Raw genomic sequence first — 18,044 nt, 5'->3', positions numbered from 1 at the left:
TCCTGCCTGTGTCCGGGGAACTGCCGCGCGGGTCACTACTTGGGCGAGACGACCACGTTGGTCATCTCCTCCTCGGTCAGGCCGATGACCCGCACGATCACGCCCTTCTCCGCGCCGTACTTCTTGATCGCGTCCATGGCCGCCTTGAACTCGGCCGCCAGGCCCGCCGGGCCCGCGTAACCGGCCGGGGTGGCGATGTCGAGCGCCACGTTCGACAGCGCCCGCCCGTCCTGCATCACCCCGGCCTTCTTCGCCGCGGCCAGCTCGTCGATGAACACCTTGTACGCCGACACGCTGGGCACGCTCTGCAGCGTCTTGAGCTGGATGCCGAGCTTGGCTTCCTTGGCGTAGAAGTCGAACGTCTTGAAGAAGCCGCCGTTGAGCCGCCCGACCCACTCCAGGAGCCGGTAGCGGGTGCCGGCCAGCGCCCCCTCCAGGACGGTGCCCCGCCACACCGCACCGAGCGGTTCCTTGTCCAGCGCCCACGTCTCGCGGATGGCGTCCATCAACTGCTTGGGCTTGAGCATCCGCACCGATTTGACGACCAGGTCCTCCGCCCCGGCGACCTGGGCCAGGGTGCGCACCTCGGCGCCGGTGGCGTGCCCGGCGGCCATCAGCGGATTGGCGTCCAGCGGGGACATGCCCGGTGGGTGCGGGTCGACCAGCCCGACCGCGAACTGGCCGAGCACGCTGATCACGGCGGCCTTGGCCGGGTTCGCCAGCAGCCAGAACGTCGCGGACTCGCTGGCGGTCATGGCCAGCGAGCCCAGCGCGATGCCGCCGTACACCAGGCCGACGGTGGCGATGGAGCCGACCGCGGCCATGCCGGTGCCCACGCCCATCCCGACGACCTGGCCGGACAGCGCCCCGTTGGTCATGTCCCGGCGGCCCTCGGCCTCCCACTTCTGCCAGCCCGGGTTGTCCTTCAGGCACGGGTTGAGCTGCGGGCGCACCGCGTACCCGGCATGCGCCGGGAGCAGGAAGCTCCACCAGGGCAGCTTCTGCTCGGTCACCTCCTTGCAGTCGGCGCCGTCGGGGTCGTGGAAGCGCACCGGGTTGCCGCGCACGTACATGTAGGTGCTCTCACCGGGGCGGTGGGCTTCCGGGTCGTAGCTGTTCCACCGGCCCAGCCAGGGCACGTAGTAGCGGGCCCCGTGATAGGACAGGCCGGTCTCGTCGTCGCGCTCCTTGCCGGTGTACCGGTAGCGGCGCGCGCTGACCTCGGGCGCGTTCAGCCACAGCGACGTCGTGCCGTACGGGTGGTACTCCTCGACGGAGATCACCTTGCCGGTGTCGTCGAGTTCGAGGCGCGCCGAGCCGGTCTGGTCGTCGTACTGGAACCGGTGCCGCAGTGTCCCGGCCTGCTGCGGCTGCCAGGTGTCCACGGTGGTCCGCTCGACCGTCGCCACCCGGCGCGGGCCGTCGAGCAGGTGCACGGTCTGCCGCTCGAAGACGACCTGGCCGTTGACGCGGCGGCGGTACACCTCGTAGCCGCCGAGGTAGACGAACTCCTCGGTGACGCCGCCGTTGCGGCGCAGCACCCGGCGGGCCCGGTTGCCCGCGCCGTCATAGGTGTAGTACGCGTTCCCGCCGCCGCCGAGGTCGACCGACGCCATCTGGTCGTGGTGGTCGAACCCGATCGCGCCCAGGTGCGGCAGCCCGGTCAGGTTGCCGTGCGCGTCGTGCGTGAACGAGACGCTGCCCGCCCCGCCTGGCACGGTGTGCGACAGCAGCCGGTTGGACCCGGTCGCGTAGGTGTAGTTCCTGGTCCAGCTGCCGACCCCGGCGACGTGCGCCATGATCAGGATGTTGCCCGCGGGGTCGTAGGTGTAGCGCTGCGTGTAGGCGCGCACCGCGTCGACGTCGTCGGGGTGCGGGATCGGCCGGCTCGCCAGGTTCGCGCCGTCGGGCTGCACGCCGAGGCTGGCGTGCTCGCGGCCGGTGGCCTCGATGAGCCGGTAGAGGGAGTCGAAGACGTAGTGGCTGTCGCCGGAGGTGACCTCGCCGTCGAAGAACACCGTGCGCTGCGCGGCGTCGGCGGCGTCGACGGTGTTGCCGGACGGGTCGTGCACGTATGACAGGTCCTGCAGCGCGCTCGTGCCGCGCCGGGTGACGACGCCGCGCAGCCGGAACGTGTGCGGGTCGAAGCGGTGCTCGGTGACCGTGCCGTTGCCGTACGCCGCCCGCACCCGCCGCCCCGCCGCGTCGTAGTCGGCCGAGGCGAGGTACACCGTCTCGGCCACCGCCCCGGACAGCCGCGCCGACAGCGACTCCAGCAGCCCGGCCTCGTTGTAGCGGGGCAGCAGCACGGTGCCCTCGGGCAGCACCTGCATCACCGGCCGGTCGAGGGCGTCGTAGTCGGTGGCGGTGGCCAGCGGCTCGGCTTCGATCAGCGGCAGCGCGGCGGCCTCGATCCCGGCCGGGGCGACCCCGGCCAGCGCCGACCAGTCGGGGGTGGTGTCGTAGGCCTTCGCGAGCTGGCGGCGGGAGGCCAGCAGGTTGCCCTTGAAGTCGTGCCGGTGCGCGGTGAGCAGCCCGCTGCCGTCGCAGGTGTACCGGACCCGGCCGCGCACGTTGTCGGCCGCCGCCGCGGGGACGGCCTCGCCGTACACGGTCAGCGCGGCCAGGATCTCGGTGACGGAGCCCGGCGCGGTGATCCACAGCTGGGCCGGGCGGCGGGCGGCGTCGTAGGCGTGCCGGGCCGTGAAGCCGCGGGAGTCCCAGCGGCGGATCGGGGCCCCGACCGCGTCGGGGACGTACCAGTGCTCGCCCGAGTCGGGGCTGCGGGTGGCGATGGCTCGCCCGGCGACGTCGAACACGGTCTCGGCGGTCGTCACGCCCCGGGCGTCCGTCCGCGACAGCCGCGCGCCCTCGACGTCGAGCACGTCGCGCACCGCGTGCCGCTCGTCGACGACGACGCCGGTGCCGGGCGTGGTGTGCCGGTCGTGGGCGACGGTGACCACGGTCCGGCCGAGCACGTCGGCGTACCCGGCCCCGGGCGTGGCCGCGTGCACGGCGGCCTCGATCGCGGCGCGCTGCTCGCGCGGGCCGAGGCCGCCGGCGATACGCCGCTGGTGCCAGGTCTGCCAACCGGCGGGCTGGGTCGCGAAGTGGGCGGCGAGCAGCGCCGACACGTCGGGGTCGGTGCGCGGGTCGAGCAGCACCGTGTCGTTGGGGTCCCACACCTCGTGCTGCCACGGGTCGAACCGGGTCTTGCTGTAGGTCCCGTCCGGGGCGAGCAGCACGACCTCGCGCCCGACCGGGTCGTAGGCGACGACGTTGCTGACGCCGACGGTGTAGGCGAGTTCGAACGCGGCGGTGCCGGTGAAGAACGGCTCGTAGCGGCGGACCGGGCGGCCTTTGTCGTCGAAGACCGTCCAGCCGGAGCCGACCCAGCGGGGGCCGTCGGGGCCGGGTTCGGCCTGGGTCTTGACCTGGATCTCGCGGGCGAAGCCGTCGCTGTAGGTGATCCGGTGCAGCACCCGTCCCGGGTTCGTGCCGTGGGTCTCCCGGCTCAGCAGGGCGGTGGCCACGGGCGCGGGCCGGGCGTCGTCGCGGGTGCGGTGGAACGCGGCCACGTCGACCAGGAACCGGGTCGTCGCGCCGCCGAGCAGCCCCGCCTGGCCGAGCGGGTCGGCGAGGTAGGCGGCGGCATCGGGTTCGGGGTCGAGCCCGGCGAGCGTGTCGCCGACGGCCTCCTCGGGCTTGCCGCGGCGCGCGGTCGCGGTGACCAGGCCGAGCGCGTCGTACAGCACCTCGGTGCGGTTGCGGTTGGCGTCGCTGGTCACGGCCGGGGCGAGCACCCGGTAGTCCAGCCGCGGGGTCAGCGCCTCCGCGTCGGACGTCGCCGCCTTGGCCCGCTCACCGGCCGACATCCGGTTGCCGACGGTGTCGACGGTGTCCAGCAGCAGCAGGTCGTAGCCGTCGTAGCGGGCGTAACCGACCGCGCCGAACGCGTCGGCGTGCCGGGTGACGGTGAAGAAATGCTCCCTGGCGTACGCCAGCTCCTGCGCGGCGGTGTCGGCCGCGCCGGGCGAGTACAGCAGGCGGCCCGACGGGATCCACCAGCCGCCGTCGGCGTACACGTGGCCGCCCTCGACGCCGAGCACCAGGGCGGGCTGCGACAGCAGGTTCTCCGCGCCGCGCCGATAGGCCCGCTCCAGCAGCCCGGGGGTGAACGCGAGCCGGTAGCTCTCGTACGGCAGCCCGAGCGGCTCCTGCACGCCGGGCCCGAGCGGGCCGGTGAGGTCGTCGCGGCGGTAGCGGACCCGGGTGTGCTCCAGCAGCCTGCGGCAGGGCCCGGCGACGGGCGGCTGCTCGTAGGACACCTCCGCGGCGGCGAGCACCCGCTCCTTGAGGTCGGCGAGCGCGAACGGGCCGCCCGGCGGCGGGGTGACGTGCACCAGCTCGTACGTGCGCACCTCGGCGGGCTGCGGGGCCCGGAACGCCGCCGCGGTCTGCACCGGGTTGGTGAACGTGCTCGCGGTGACCTTCACCCGCACGCCGGTCTGCGCTGCCCGGATCGCCTCGCGGGTGGCCGCGTCGAGCATCGGGTCCACGTCGGCGTCGGGGTGGCGGCGGCCGTACCCGACGGTCGCCGACAGCAGCACATTGCCGAAGTCGTCGGTGTCGAGGACCAGCTCGTGGCTGATCCGCGGGTCCATGACGGTGGTGGTGACGCCGCCGGCCTCGACGGCGTACTCGCGGCGTTCGTAGTGCAGTTGCAGCGTCTCGCGGGGGCGGGCGAAGCAGACCGCGTGCGCGTTGGCGCCCTTGGGCTGGAGCAGGTCGACGGCGTAGTCGCGTTCGGTGACCGTGTACGGCAGCGGGCTGTCCTCGGCGTACACCTCCTGCCGCAGGATCAGGCCCTTCAGCGCCCGGCAGGCCTCCCGCAGGTCGTCGGGGTCGAGGTCGCCGTCCGGCCACACCGTGTCGGGCAGCCGGAACTCGGGGTCGCCGGGCCAGTACTCGCCGGCGTACCCGGCCGACAGTGTTTCGCCGCCGTCGGCGAACGCGCCGGTGTGGTACCAGGTCCGGGTCAGCGTGCGCGGACCCGAGGGCAGGTCCCCGGCGACCGCTCCGATCCGGCCGCCGTCCCACTGCTCGACCATGCCGAAGCCGCGGAACTCGCGCTCCGCGCCGTCGAAGAAGCCGTGGTGGTAGGCGTACGAGGTGGTGAAGACGCTGCCGGCGACCAGATCCTCGGTGGTGACCGTGTCGACGACGTGCACCGGGAACGGCAGCCGGGTGTGCCACGGCCGCCCGGCGGCCTTGTCGGCCAGGTAGTGCCGGGTCGAGGGCGCGTAGTCGACGGTGATGCGGGAACCGAGGTTGTTGACGACCTCGGTGAGCAGGTGCGGTTTGCCGCCGCCGTAAAGGTCGAGGTAGTGCAGGCAACGGCGCTCGCGGCCGGGCAGGGTCGCCGACCACACCAGGCAGGCGGTGCCCGCGCCGAGCAGGTCGGCCACGGTCAGCTCGCCCTGCGGGGTCGCGGTGAGCAGCTCGCCGTCGGCCCAGCCGTTGCCGGACCGGTTGCGGTACAGGGTCACCTCACGCGGCCCGGCGTAGACCAGGTCGGTGACGCCGGAGCCGTCGACGTCGGCGAACAGCACCCGGCGCGGGTCGAACAGCTCCTCGGTGGCATAGCGGGGGGCGTTGTCGGTGACGACGCGGCGGCCGAACCGGCGGCCCAGGTTGGGCCAGTAGCAGACCTCGCCGTTGCGGACCCGGACCAGGTCGAGCAGGCCGTCGCCGGTCATGTCGGCCAGGTGCACCGCGGCCCGGCCCTCGGTGAACAGCAGCCGCGGCCCGTCGGCCTCGTCCGGCGGGTTCAGCACGTGCCGGGCCGGGCCGAAGCCCTCCTCGGCGCGGGAGGCGTACCAGGTCAGCCCGGTGTCCCCGGCCAGCAGCAGGTCGGGGAAGCCGTCGCCGTCGAGGTCGGCGAAGCGCAGGTTCGGGTCCCGCCAGTCGATCGCGGGCAGCGAGGCGAACGACCGGAACGGGGCCCAGCCGTCGTCGGCGCGCTCCACGAAACCGGGCAGCGGCCCGCCGTAGGAGACCAGGTCGAGTTGCCCGTCCCCGGCCAGGTCGACCAGCGTGGTGCCGGTCTGGTTCGGTACGGCGGGCAGCGCCCGCGCGGTGTCGAAGCGGCCGCCGCCCAGGTTGGCCTTGTAGTAGAGGCCGCCTGGGGCGTCGAACAGCATGCCCGCCAGGCCCTCGCCGTCGAGGTCCACCCAGCGGCAGCCGGTGGTGCCCAGCCCGGCGGGCAGGTTGCGCAGGCTCTCGGCGTCGACCTCGCCGAACTCGCCGCGCAGCGTCGCCGGGCGGTAGCCGAACTCCACCGGTGGCATGGCCCGCTCGGCGTAGCCGTCGCCGTCGCGGCGGTAGCCCCGGGTGGTCGCCGAGGCCAGCAACGATCCCGCTGCCTCGTCCGCCGTGTAGCCGAACTCGGTGGCCTTGACCAGGCAGTCCGCGCCGACGCCGGGCTCGCTTGGGAAGTGGTGGAACATCAGCACCCGGCGGCACAGCCGGTAGGTGCGCACCTCGAAGCCGGGCCGGTACACCGAGAACGGGTCGGGGCGCACCGGCCAGTCCCGGTCGGGCGCGGGCAGCGGTCGCGCCGGGTCGTGGTCGCCGTAGTCGAACACGGCCTCGAACAGCCAGCTCTGCGGCTGCTCCGAGGTGGACAGCAGGCTGACCCGGTTGCCGTAGCGGACGCGCTTGAGGTGGCGCTGCGCGCCCCGGTCGGCGGCGGTGCGGTGCTGCTCGTGCGCGCTGGTGAGGTCGACGCCGCGGCCGTCCTCGGGCAGGTACTCGTACTCGACGGCGTTGCCGTGCTGGTCGTGCGCCGAGCTGATCAGCCACGACCAGACCAGGCCGTCGTGCTCGATCCGGGAGCCGCCGTCGCCGCCGTACACGGTGGTGACGCCGTCGCGGGTGATCGAGCGCCAGTGCACGTCGCCGTCGGCGGTGCGCCGCCAGCGTTCGATCCGGCTGAACGCGCCCTCGATCCGCGGCCGGAACCGGTCCACGGTGTACCCGGCGGGGTAGTCGCCCGACGGCACCGGGTTCGGCACGGGCACCAGGTCCTCGGTGCCGGTCATCAGGAACACGTCGTCGTCGGTGTACTCGGGCAGCCCCTTGTCGGTGCGCCGGGACACCGCCGGCAGCGACAGGCCCCAGCCGAGCCCGAACGGGCCGTTGCCCTGGCCGGAGTCGTAGGACAGCGACAGGTTCGGGCCGAACCCGGCCCGGCCCTTGCTCAGGTGCAGCGGCACCGACAGCGAGCCGGTGCCGGTCACCGGGTTCGCCGCGAACTTCTCGCCGAGCCCGCGCACCGCGCCACCGCCCTGCGGCAGGTTGATGGTGGGCAGACCGACCGCGCCCTCGCCGCCGGAGGGACCGGCGCCCGACACGGGACCGGCCGGCTCACCGGCGCGCTGGGCCGGCGGTCCGGAGGGCGCTGCCTGCGGCGATGTCGGGTACGAAGGCTGGGGGGCCGTCACGTTGAGCACAGTAGGCGCGCATGCGGTCACCGGCTTCGATCTGTCGATGTCCGGTCACCTGGACCACCCCGGCAGGGCTGCGCCGGTCAGCTGCTCGACAGCACGATGACCCGGTCGATGGGCGGCATGACCTGCTCCTTGTCGGGGTTGAGGACCACCCCGTGCCCGTCGCCGCTGTCGCTGACCCGGTAGCCGATGGCGACCTCGCCGCGCCGGGCCGCCGACGCCACCACCGTCGCGAAGGTGATCGTCGCCCCGGCGCGCAGGTAGTAGCTCGCCGGGCGGATGTAGATCTCCGCGCCGTCGGCGTCGAACAGGTCCGCGAACACCGACTCCAGGTGGCGGTTCTCCGAGATCTGCGTCATCAGCAGGCTCACCAGCTGCTCGCTGACCACGAAGTCGTCGGCCTTGGTCAGCTGGGCCAGGGCCCGGTCGCGGTCGTCGCGCATCTCGCTGACGATCGAGCCGGGGCCGCGCCCGGCCAGGATGTCGCGCAGGTGCAGCAGGGTCACCAGCACCCGCGAGTCGGCGGTGAGCGCGTCGAGGTCGTCGTCGGACAGCACTATCACGTTGTGGTACGACGCCACGTCCAGCGTCTCCAGCACGCCCCGGTCGCGGGTGTCGCCCGCCTTGGACCGGATCACCAGCCGGCGCAGCCGCGGCACGAGCCGCCCCACCGCGGGGGTCGCGTCGGCCCGGTCGGTGACCACGTCGACCGTCGAGCCGGCGGCGACGTACACGTCGAGCTGCTCGACGATCCGGGCGGCGCGCCGGTTCCAGCCCAGGATCAGGGTGCTCTCCGGGGCGGCGGGGCCGCGCACCCCGTGCACGATCGCGGTGTCGTCGACGGCGAACGGCGCGGTCGCCAGGCTGATCATCGAGTCGTCGCGGGCCAGCAGCACGATCCGGTCGCCGGGGCTGATCATCGTGCCGGGCGGCGGGTTGAGCACGGTCTTGCCGTCGGCCAGCAGCAGCCCCAGCGGGCAGCACTGCCTGTACGCCAGCAGCGCCTGCGCGAACGGCCGCCCGACCAGGGTCGGCTCGACGGTCATGTAGATCTCGTCGCCGCCGAAGTCGAACAGGTCGTGGTAGACCACGGACAGCTTGGACTGCCGGGCGGTCTGCACGATGAGCCGCGCGCCGATGTCGTCGCCGTCGAGCACGATCGCGTCGCCACCGGCCAGTTTGGCGACGGCCCTGTTGCGGCTGTCGCGCACCGCCGCGACGACGTGGTGCGGGCGGCCCCGGAACGCGGGCCCCTTGTTGATCGCGAGCAGGGTCTTGAGCACGTACGCGTCGGCGTCCTCGGCGCTCGCCCCGTCCGGGGCCAGCACGATGATCGACCTGGCCTCGTTGAGGTTGACCATCTCCAGGTCCTTGAGGTCCAGCGGGCTGCCGGTGCGGAAGATCAGCCGGGTGCGGCCGGTGTCGCCGATCCGGTGCTCGACCCGGTCCTCCATGGTGACCTTGTCCTGCTCGGCGAGCACGACCACGGCGGCCTTGCGGCGGCTCGCGTTCGCCTCGACCATCTCGGTGATCACCGTGTAGATCTGGTCGGACCAGCCGAGCACCACGGTGTGGTCGCGTTCGAGCACCGCCGAGCGGCCCTTGCGCAGCTGCTCCAGGCGGCGGTTGATGCCGTTCGTGAGCAGACCGATCAGCGCACTGGCGACGAAGATGCCGCCCAGCGCCAGCACGAACCACATCGGCAGGACGACCCACTCGGCCTCCGTCGGTGCGGAAAGGCTGAACGCGGTGACGAAAGTGCTCCACAGCACCCGCAGCGGATCACCGTTCATGGCCGACGGGTCGACGATCTCGATGGCCACGGTGACGAGCAGCACCAGGCCGAAGGAGGCGACGGCGAGCCAGCCGATGAGCCCGGTCGTGCCGCGCGACATGGTGTTGTCGAACCAGTAGCGCATCCGGGCGCGGAGAGTCACTCGACGGGCCATGAGCTGGAGTTCCTTTGAACGCAGGGAGGGGGCATGCGTTGCGGTCGATCCAGGTGCGCGCTCACTCTAGTGGCGCTCGCATGCGGAACGCGGCGGGGTCGCCGCGGCCGGTAACGACGGAGCGGGCCGGTGCGCGTGGCACCGGCCCGCTCGCCCTCCCCCGAGGTCTAGGGCTGCTGCACCAGCCGGAACGACTGCGCGCCGGTGCCGTTGCAGGCGTACTGCACGAGCTGGACGCTGTCGGCCGTGGACGCGGCGGGCACGTCCAGGCACTTGCCGCTGTTGCGGTTGACCAGGTGGTAGTAGCCGCCGCCCTCGGCGACGGGCTGCCACTGCTGGTTGAGGCCGCCGCTGTAGGTCCACAGCTGGATCGGCGCGTTGTCGGCCGCGGACACGTTGGTCACGTCGAGCGAGCGGGCGCTGTTGAGCCGGATGTCGACGTGGGTGTAGGCGCCGGTGGTCGGCGTGAAGCGATACTGCTGGGCGGTGGTGTTGTTGCAGGTGTACTGCTGGATCGCGGTGCCGTTGGCCGAACCCGCGGCGCGGGCGTCGACGCACTTGCCGCTGTTGCGGTTCACCAGGCTGTACCAGGCGGTCGGCGAGATCGGCCCGGACGACGCCGACGGCGCCGGGGAGGCCGACGGGCTGGGGCCGGGGGTGACCCCGCCGAGCCACAGCAGGCCGTCGATCAGCCAGCGGTTCTGCACCTCGCTGGCGAACGTCGAGGACAGCCGGGTGTTGGTGCTGTAGTTCATCGCGTTGTGCCCGAAGTTCGCGTACAGCATCTTGTAGTCGCGGTTGGTCCAGATCAGCGGGTGGTAGCCGCTGTACCAGGTCTGGTTCGGGTCGGTGCCGACCGGGTAGCTGCCGGGGTCGATCGAGGCCAGGATGTCGATGCTCGGGTTGTTGCGCAGGTCGTTGCGCCACGAGTACCACTCGCTCACCGCCGAGGTCCAGGTCGCGGGCAGCCGGGTGGTGGACGGGTGGGCGCGTTCGGTGCGCATGGTGACGCTGGTCGGGCCCCAGGTGTTGGAGACGAACGCGCCGGTGCCCAGGAAGGTGTTGTAGTACCAGCTCCAGGTGTTCGGGTCGGTGTTGAACGCGGTCACGTGGAAGCCCATCCACGCTCCCCCGTTCTGCATGTACTGCTGGAACGCGGCGCGCTGCCCGGACGGCGGCGCGTCGTCGAGGAACATGATCACCTTGTACTGGGCGAGGTTGCCGGTGTTGAGCCGGCTCCAGTCGGTGGTCGCCTCCCAGGTGAAGTTGTTCTGGGCGGCGGCCTGCGGGAACCAGGTCAGCGCCTCCTTGTCGAAGTCGATGTGGGCGGCGTCCCAGGTGCCGTTGTAGAAGGCGAGCACCTTGAACGCGGGCGCGGCCTGGGCGGTGCCCGGGCCGGCGACGACGGTGGCGGTGATCGCGGTGAGCAGGGCGGCGAGCGCGGCGAGCCACCATCTGACGGTGGTCTGCAGTGTTCTGGGCACGACGGGTCCTCCGGTTTCGTGCATAGCGGGGCGAGGAACGGGTTCTGCCCCTCCAGGACCACCTGGTGAAACCGTTCGTAAACATTCTTAACTGACAATCCGTCGATAGGCAAGATTGGTTTCCTATTCGGATCGGCCGTCCATCCCGTGAGGACGGCTCACCTCCGGGTATGGATGCTGGATCGGCGGCGCTATCCTTGCGGCTCGTTGATGGATCATCGGGTTTCAGGAGGGCAGATGGCCGGCTCGGCAGACGACCCCGTCACCGGCGTCAGCCCGCTGACGAGCCACGACCCGCGCTCGCTCGGCCCGTACCGGCTGCTCGGGCGGCTCGGCAAGGGCGGCCAGGGCGTCGTCTACCTCGGGGCCGACGGCAGCGAGCGCCGCGTCGCGGTCAAGACGATCAACATCGACCTGCAGCACAACCCTCGGGCCAAGGCGCAGTTCGCCAAGGAGATCGCCGCCGCCCGGCGGGTCACCCCGTTCTGCACCGCCCAGATCCTGCACGCCGAGATCGACACCGAGCTGCCGTACGTCGTCAGCGAGTACATCGCCGGGCCGACCCTGCACAAGCAGGTCCGCGACCACGGGCCGCTGGCCGGCAACGCGCTCTACCGGCTCGCCGTCGGCACCGCGACCGCGCTCGCCGCGATCCACCAGGCCGGCATCGTGCACTGCGACTTCAAACCCGACAACGTCATCCTCGGCGGCGACGGGCCGCGCGTCATCGACTTCGGCATCGCCCGCGCGCTCGGCGCGGAGACCATGTCCGGCCACGTCATGGGCACGGTGCCGTACATGGCCCCGGAGCGCTTCCACAATGTGGACGTCGGTCCGGCATGCGACATCTTCGGCTGGGCCGCGACCATCGGGTTCGCGTCGTCCGGGCGTGGCCCGTTCGGGCACGACTCGATGGCCACCGTGATGGCCCGGGTGCTCACCGACCCGCCCGACCTGGACAACCTGACCGGGACGCTGCGGGAACTCGTCGTCGCCTGCCTGGCCAAGGACCAGCACGCCCGGCCCACCGCGCAGCAGGTGCTGATGCGCCTGCTCGGCCACGAGGCCACCCCGGCCGCGCCGGTGCCGCTGGTCGAGGCGCTCCAGGAAGGCAGCGACGCGGCGACCTCGCTGCTCCAGGTGGGGACGGACTCCCCCACCGCGCCCGCGCCCGCGCCGACGGTCACCGCGCCGCAGCCGACCCTGACCGCGACCGCCACGCACCCGGCACCACCCACCGCGACCGCCGCGCAGGCGAGCCCGCCCACGGTCGCCGCGCCGCGCCTGCCGACCGATCCGAACTCGGTTCCGCCGCAGGTGCCGACGGTGCCGCAGCCCCCGGCCACCAGGACCGCTCCCCCGGTCCCACAGCAGCCGGCGGGCGGTGACCGACAGGCCGGGCCGCAGCCGGATGCCGAAGACCGGGCACCCCGGTCGCGGCGGCTGGCGCGGCAGGTCGGCGATCCGCTCGGCATCGCCACCGCGCTCGTGCTGGGCGCGGGCGGTTTCGCCGCCGGGTACGTGCCCTCGGGGCAGCCCGGCACCGGCGCGGCCGTCGGCGGCGGCGTCTTCGCCGTGGTGTACCTGGTCCGGCTGTTCACCGCCGTCGCGCTCGACGACGGCGGGTCTGACACGTGATGCATGGGGAACGGTCGCACCTGGTTGGTGGATCGAAGCAACCGATGAAGGTAACCCGGATCGCTCACTCGGACCGTCTCAACCCTGGTAAATACGCTGCGCTGGCCGAGCAGGCCCGCCGGTTGGGCCAGGTTCGTTCGGCGGTGTGGCAGCGTCATGGCTCGGTCGCAGGCGCCGGTCTGACAGACCGGCAAGTCCGGGACCGATGGCTGGCCGATGGCACCCACCAGCGGTTTCAGGTCTTGGCCAACGCGTGGGAAGAAACGGTCCGCGATGCGATGACCAATATCGCCGCGAACCGTGCCGCGGCGAAGGTCGCGGTGCGAGAGGCGATCCGCAGGCACACCAGCGACCCAGCCGAGCAGAAGCGGCTGTTCACGCTGCTGCGGGCCGACAGGTGGGCCGAAGACCGCTATCTCGCCCGGCAGATGCGCAAGCATCGCAAGCGCGGCAAGAACCATACGCACGACCAGATCGTCGTGCGCGCCGACCAGCACAACACCCGCGCCGACAAACACGGCAGGCTGTGGCTGGCCATACCCAGCCTCCACCTCCGCCGACTCGTCAAGATCCCACTGAACACCACGGTCGCCCCGACCGGCACGCTGCGGCTGGTGCTGCGCGACGGCCGGGTCGAGATCCACTACCAAATCGACCCAGCGGCCATGCCTACCTCGCAGCGGCCGTGCGGCACCAGCACCGTCGGTGTCGACAAGGGCTACACCGAGGCTCTCACCGACTCTGACGGCGTACATCACGGCACCGGGCTGGGCGCATTGTTGACTGCGGAGTCGGACCGCATCAAGGAACGCAACCGGCGCCGGGCCACGCTGCGCTCGATCGCCAACAGCGCCGCCACCCGAGGAAATTTCGCCAAGTCTGAGCGGATCCGCCGGCACAACCTGGGCACCGCCAAGCGCGACCGGCAGGCCGCCAAGCACCGGGCCCGGGTTCGTACGGAGATCTTCACCGCCGTGCACGCTGTGGTCGACAAGGCTTCCACGGTCGTCGCCGAAGACCTCACCAAGACCTTCGCCGGGCGCAAGCCGCTCGGCAAGGACATGAACCGACGTCTCGCCGGGTGGACCAAGGGGGTCACCGCCGAGGCGTTGAAGAACGTGTCGGAGCGCAGAGGTTCTGTGCTCGTGCACGTCAACGCCGCCTACACCTCACAAGTCTGTTCCGGTTGTGGTGCCTTTGGGGATCGCAGCGGGGACCGGCTTCACTGCACCGTGTGCGGGGTGGTGTGGCAGGCCGACGTGAACGCCGCGATCAACGTCCTGCAACGACATGGTGATCCCGACACCACCCTGCACACCCCGTACCGCGCGGTGAAGCAGATCCTGCAGGCGCGGGCTAATCGCCACCGGACCAGACTGCCGGTCCAGGACTCCAGCCAGGCACCTGCCGGGCGGAGAGCGAACTATCCGAACCGCTCAGTAACGAGCGGCAAGTAGGAAGCAGGAATGCCATGGCTTCGCGCCGGACCCAGCGGTGGCTGCCGGTCGCCTTCGCCGCGACCGTCGGCCTCGCCCTGATCGCGGGCTCCTACACGTACGTGTCCACGGTCGCGGGCGACCGCAGCGGCTGCGTGGTGCTCGACGTCGTCTCCTCGACCGAGAAGAGCGAACTCGTCAAGGACCTCGCCGAGCGGTACAACGGCAGCAGGCGGCGGTTCGGCGACCGCTGCGCCGATATCGCGGTCACCGGCCTCACCTCCGGCCAGGCCATGCAGGCGCTCGCCGGGGACTGGGGCGCGCTGTCCGGCACCGGCAGCCCGCGCCCGCAGGTGTGGCTGCCGACGTCGACGCTGTGGACCGGCCAGTTGCAGCTGCTCGACCAGGCCGCCGGGCACCAGGTGCAGACCGGCGGGGAGTACGAGTCGATCGCCAACAGCCCGCTGGTAATCGCGATGCCCGCCGCCAAGGCGCGCTACCTGCAGCAGAAAGGCCCGCTGGGCTGGGGCGACATCCTCGGCATGTCCGGCGAGCAGGGCTGGGCGCAGTTCGGCAAGCCGGAGTGGAAGCGGTTCACCTTCGGCAAGGACAACCCGAACCTGTCCACCTCCGGCCTGGCCGCGACCATCGCGACGTACTACGCCGCGACCAACACCTCCAGCGACCTCACCACCGCCGACCTGCGCGACCCGAAGGTGACCCGGTTCGTCCGCCAGATCGAGGCGAACGTCTCGCACTACAGCGACGACGTCGTCGACCTGCTGCGCGGGCTCGCCGCCGCCGACCTGGCCGGGGACGCCGCCGCCTCCGACCTCAGCGCGATCGTCACCCAGGAGGAGCTGGTCTACCTCTACAACAAGGGCGAGCTGAGCGGCGGGCGGGAGCCGAACGAGCCGCTGGTGGCGCTGTATCCGAAGGAGGGCACCTTCAACCTGGACCACCCGTACGTGGTCCTGCCGCAGGCCGACGCCGCGCAGCGCGCCGCCGCCGCGGACTTCCTGGCCTTCCTGCAGGACGACCGGCAGCAGCGGGACTTCGCCGCCATCGGGTTCCGCGACCACGAGCGGGCCGCGTCCGACGACCTGGTGAAGGTGGTGGGCGGCAGCAAGGCGCCGGGCACCCTGTTCGAGCCGCCGTCGCCAGAGGTCGTGCAGGGCATCAAGGCGGGCTGGGCGACGCTGCGCAAGAAGGCGAACATCCTGATGGCCGTCGACGTGTCCGGTTCGATGACGGCGAACAAGGTCGGCAACGCGCAGACCCGGCTCGCGTACGCGACGGCCGCCGCGAAGAAGGGCATCGAGCTGCTCAACAGCGAGGACCGGGTGGGGCTGTGGGCGTTCTCGTCCAGGTTCGACGGCGCGAAGCTGCCCTACCGCGAGCAGCTGCCGCTGTCCCGGCTGGACGGCCGCAGCTTCGGCGCGAAACTGGACACGGTGCGCTCCGGCGGCGGCACCGCGCTGTACACGACCGTCCGGGCCGCGCAGCGGCACCTGCTCGACAACTACGACCGCACCCGGATCAACGCGGTGGTCGTGCTGACCGACGGCGAGAACGAGTACCCCCAGGACAACGACCTGGCCAAGCTGCTGCGCGACATCGAGCTCGACCCCGACCGGCCGGTGAAGGTCTTCTGCATCGCCTTCGACAAGGGCTCGGACCTGGTGTCACTGCAGAAGATCGCGGCCGCCACGGGCGGCAAGGCGTTCGACGCCAGGGACCCGGAGAAGATCGACGAGGCTTTCGTGAAGCTGCTCAGCAGCTTCTGATCCGCCCCGCCGACCCGCCCCGGACCGGTGTCACCAGCGTGCGCCGGCCTGCTCCGGGTAGAGCGCGGGAGCGGGCGTCACCGGCAGCTCGGGCCGCGTGGCGAGCTCGTCCGCGACGGACGCGGCCGCCGCGTCGGCGACCAGCGCGGGGATGCGCTCGGCCGGCACCGCCGGCGACAGCAGGTAACCCTGCATCAGCGAGCAGCCCGCCGCACGCAGCTGCCGCCGGGTCTGCGCGTCCTCGATGCCCTCGGCGACGGTACGCAGCCCCAGCGTGCCGGCCAGCGCGATGACCGACGAGACGATCGCGCTGTCGTGCTGGTCGGAGGTCATGCCCGAGACGAACGACCGGTCGATCTTGATCTCGTCGAGCGGGATCATCCGCAGGTGCTGCAGCGACGAGAAGCCCGTGCCGAAGTCGTCCAGCGCCAGGCCGACGCCCAGGTCGCGCAGCTGCGCGATGGTACGCATGGCGCGGGCCGGATCGGCCATCAGGGCGCTCTCGGTGATCTCCAGTTGCACCATGCGGGCCGGCACCCGGTGCTCGGCCAGCCGGTCGCGCAGCCGCTTGACCAGGTCGTCGCGGAACAGGTCGCGGATGCTGACGTTGACCGACGTGCGCAGGTCGAGCCCGGCGGCCCGCCAGCGCCCGGCCTGGGCCACGGCGTCGTCGATGATCCGGTCGGTGAGCTGGTGCATCACCGGCGTGTGCTCGACCACCGAGATGATCGCGGCGGGTGAGACGGGCCGGCCGGTCGGGTCGGTCCAGCGCAGCAGCGCCTCCACGCCGACGATCCGGCCGGTGGCCAGGTCGGCCTGCGGCTGGTAGTGCACGGCGATGCGCTCGCGGTCCTCGGTCACGATCGCGTGGCGCACCTGGTCGAGCAGGGCCAGCCGCTGCGGGTGCCGGTCGGTGCCGGGGCGGTAGAGGGCCACGCAGACGCTGTCGCGCTTGGCCTCGTACATCGCGATGTCGGCGTGGCGCATCAGGGTGGCGAAGTCATCGCCGTGCTGCGGGCTGACCGCGACCCCGACCGCGGCCGTGACCTCGACCTCCAGGCCGCTGAGCCGGACCGGGCCGTTGACGGCGGCGCTGATGCGCCGGGCGGCCTGCAGCGCCCGGTCGGCGTCGGCCTCGTCGAGCAGCACGCCGAACTCGTCCCCGCCGAGGCGGGCGACCAGGGCGCCGGCCGGCAGCCCGCCGCGCAGCCGCTCGGCGACGGCGGTGAGCAGCTGGTCGCCGGTCTCGTGGCCCAGCGAGTCGTTGACGTACTTGAAGCCGTCGAGGTCGAGCAGGAGCAGGGTCGGGCCCTGTCCGCGGCGCAGCGGCTCGGCCAGCGCGTCGGTGTACGCCGACTGCAGGCTGGCCCGGTTGCCCAGGCCGGTGAGCGGGTCGGTGAGCGCGGCCCGCTGGCGTTCGGTGGACAGGCGCGCCATGCGCTCGACCGCGTACAGCGGCATGATCACCAGGGGCACGAAGCCGAGGCTGACGTGGCCGGTCACGGCGAGCACCGGGCTCAGCATGGTCAGCGCGGCCAGGTGCACGACCGGATCGCGCATGGCCGTCAGCCGTTCACGCAGGCTCTCCTGCGGCTTGGCGCGACCGGCGGACCGCTCGCGCCGCTGGCTGACGACGACCGACCAGCCGTACACGCCGACGAAGACCAGCGCCGAGCCGGCCACCGCCAGGGTGTCGTTGAGCAGGTCGGCGAGCGCCACGCTGTGGAACGGGTTGGGCTCGCCGACCAGCAGCACCAGGTAGGCCGCGCCGAACGCGACGGCGTACCGGGCGGCGCTGAGCACGGCGTCGCGCCACGGCTGCCGGGCGCGGACCGCGATCACGGCCACGGCCAGCGCCTGCACCACGATCGCCGGGCCCAGGTCCCAGCACAGCAGGATCGCGAAGGTGAACACGAGCGACGGACTGATCACGGCGCCGGTGGCTCGGCCGGACGCGGGCAGGTAGGTGACGGCCGCGGCGGCGAGGGCCAGGAACGACATCACCCAGAACGGGACCTTCTCCATGGCCGGCGTCACCTGAACCACGGTCAAGGCCGCCAGCACGACTCCGGCCAGCGTCAACACGGCCGGCACCAGCGCCGGACGTCGGATCAGGGGCAGACCGCCCGCGGTCAGCGGCGTCACATCGCCCTCCCAAGGCAATTCGTGGGCTGAGATCACACGAGCCGCCAGCCTAACCGAGCAAATCGGGAAATCCGAGCAATCCCCGCTTTACTCA

At 72.1% G+C, this 18,044-nt stretch carries 7 protein-coding genes; 3 read left to right on the top strand and 4 right to left on the bottom strand.

Annotated elements, in window-relative coordinates:
- Positions 1 to 35: 35 nt before the first annotated feature.
- The 3 genes from ACFQO7_RS02670 to ACFQO7_RS02660 form a co-directional block, all read right to left on the bottom strand.
- Positions 36 to 7,505, bottom strand: a complete 7,470-nt coding sequence (locus tag ACFQO7_RS02670; protein ID WP_376804848.1) for a SpvB/TcaC N-terminal domain-containing protein — start codon at positions 7,503 to 7,505, stop codon at positions 36 to 38.
- 86 nt (positions 7,506 to 7,591) lie between these two features.
- Positions 7,592 to 9,460 carry a CASTOR/POLLUX-related putative ion channel gene (locus ACFQO7_RS02665; RefSeq protein WP_376804847.1) on the bottom strand — a complete coding sequence of 623 codons (1,869 nt, stop codon included), beginning with the start codon at positions 9,458 to 9,460 and terminating at the stop codon, positions 7,592 to 7,594.
- A 167-nt stretch (positions 9,461 to 9,627) separates the two neighbouring features.
- A complete protein-coding gene (locus ACFQO7_RS02660) occupies positions 9,628 to 10,944 on the bottom strand; it encodes a ThuA domain-containing protein (RefSeq protein ID WP_376804846.1) in 1,317 nt (438 codons plus the stop codon).
- Between the two features lie 237 nt (positions 10,945 to 11,181).
- On the opposite strand from ACFQO7_RS02660, the gene ACFQO7_RS02655 reads away from it, so the two are divergent.
- The 3 genes from ACFQO7_RS02655 to ACFQO7_RS02645 are packed head-to-tail and all read left to right on the top strand — an operon-like array spanning position 11,182 to position 15,805.
- Positions 11,182 to 12,582, top strand: coding sequence for a serine/threonine protein kinase (locus tag ACFQO7_RS02655; RefSeq protein ID WP_376804845.1), 1,401 nt, complete (start codon positions 11,182 to 11,184; stop codon positions 12,580 to 12,582).
- A 44-nt stretch (positions 12,583 to 12,626) separates the two neighbouring features.
- Complete coding sequence (locus ACFQO7_RS02650; protein WP_376804844.1) at positions 12,627 to 14,039, top strand: RNA-guided endonuclease TnpB family protein; 1,413 nt, start codon at positions 12,627 to 12,629, stop codon at positions 14,037 to 14,039.
- Between the two features lie 14 nt (positions 14,040 to 14,053).
- On the top strand, positions 14,054 to 15,805 hold the full coding sequence (locus tag ACFQO7_RS02645; RefSeq protein WP_376804843.1) for a vWA domain-containing protein: 1,752 nt from the start codon (positions 14,054 to 14,056) through the stop codon (positions 15,803 to 15,805).
- A gap of 30 nt (positions 15,806 to 15,835) precedes the next feature.
- Here ACFQO7_RS02645 and ACFQO7_RS02640 read toward each other — a convergent pair whose 3' ends face one another.
- The gene (locus tag ACFQO7_RS02640; protein WP_376804842.1) at positions 15,836 to 17,950 is read right to left on the bottom strand and encodes a putative bifunctional diguanylate cyclase/phosphodiesterase; all 2,115 of its coding nucleotides are present in this window, start codon (positions 17,948 to 17,950) and stop codon (positions 15,836 to 15,838) included.
- Between the last annotated feature and the right edge of the window lie 94 nt (positions 17,951 to 18,044).

The sequence above is a fragment of the Catellatospora aurea genome, from assembly GCF_042663325.1.
Lineage (GTDB): Bacteria > Actinomycetota > Actinomycetes > Mycobacteriales > Micromonosporaceae > Catellatospora > Catellatospora aurea.
Note: the sequence above shows the minus strand (reverse complement) of the source record. Positions and strands in the feature narration are given on the sequence as shown.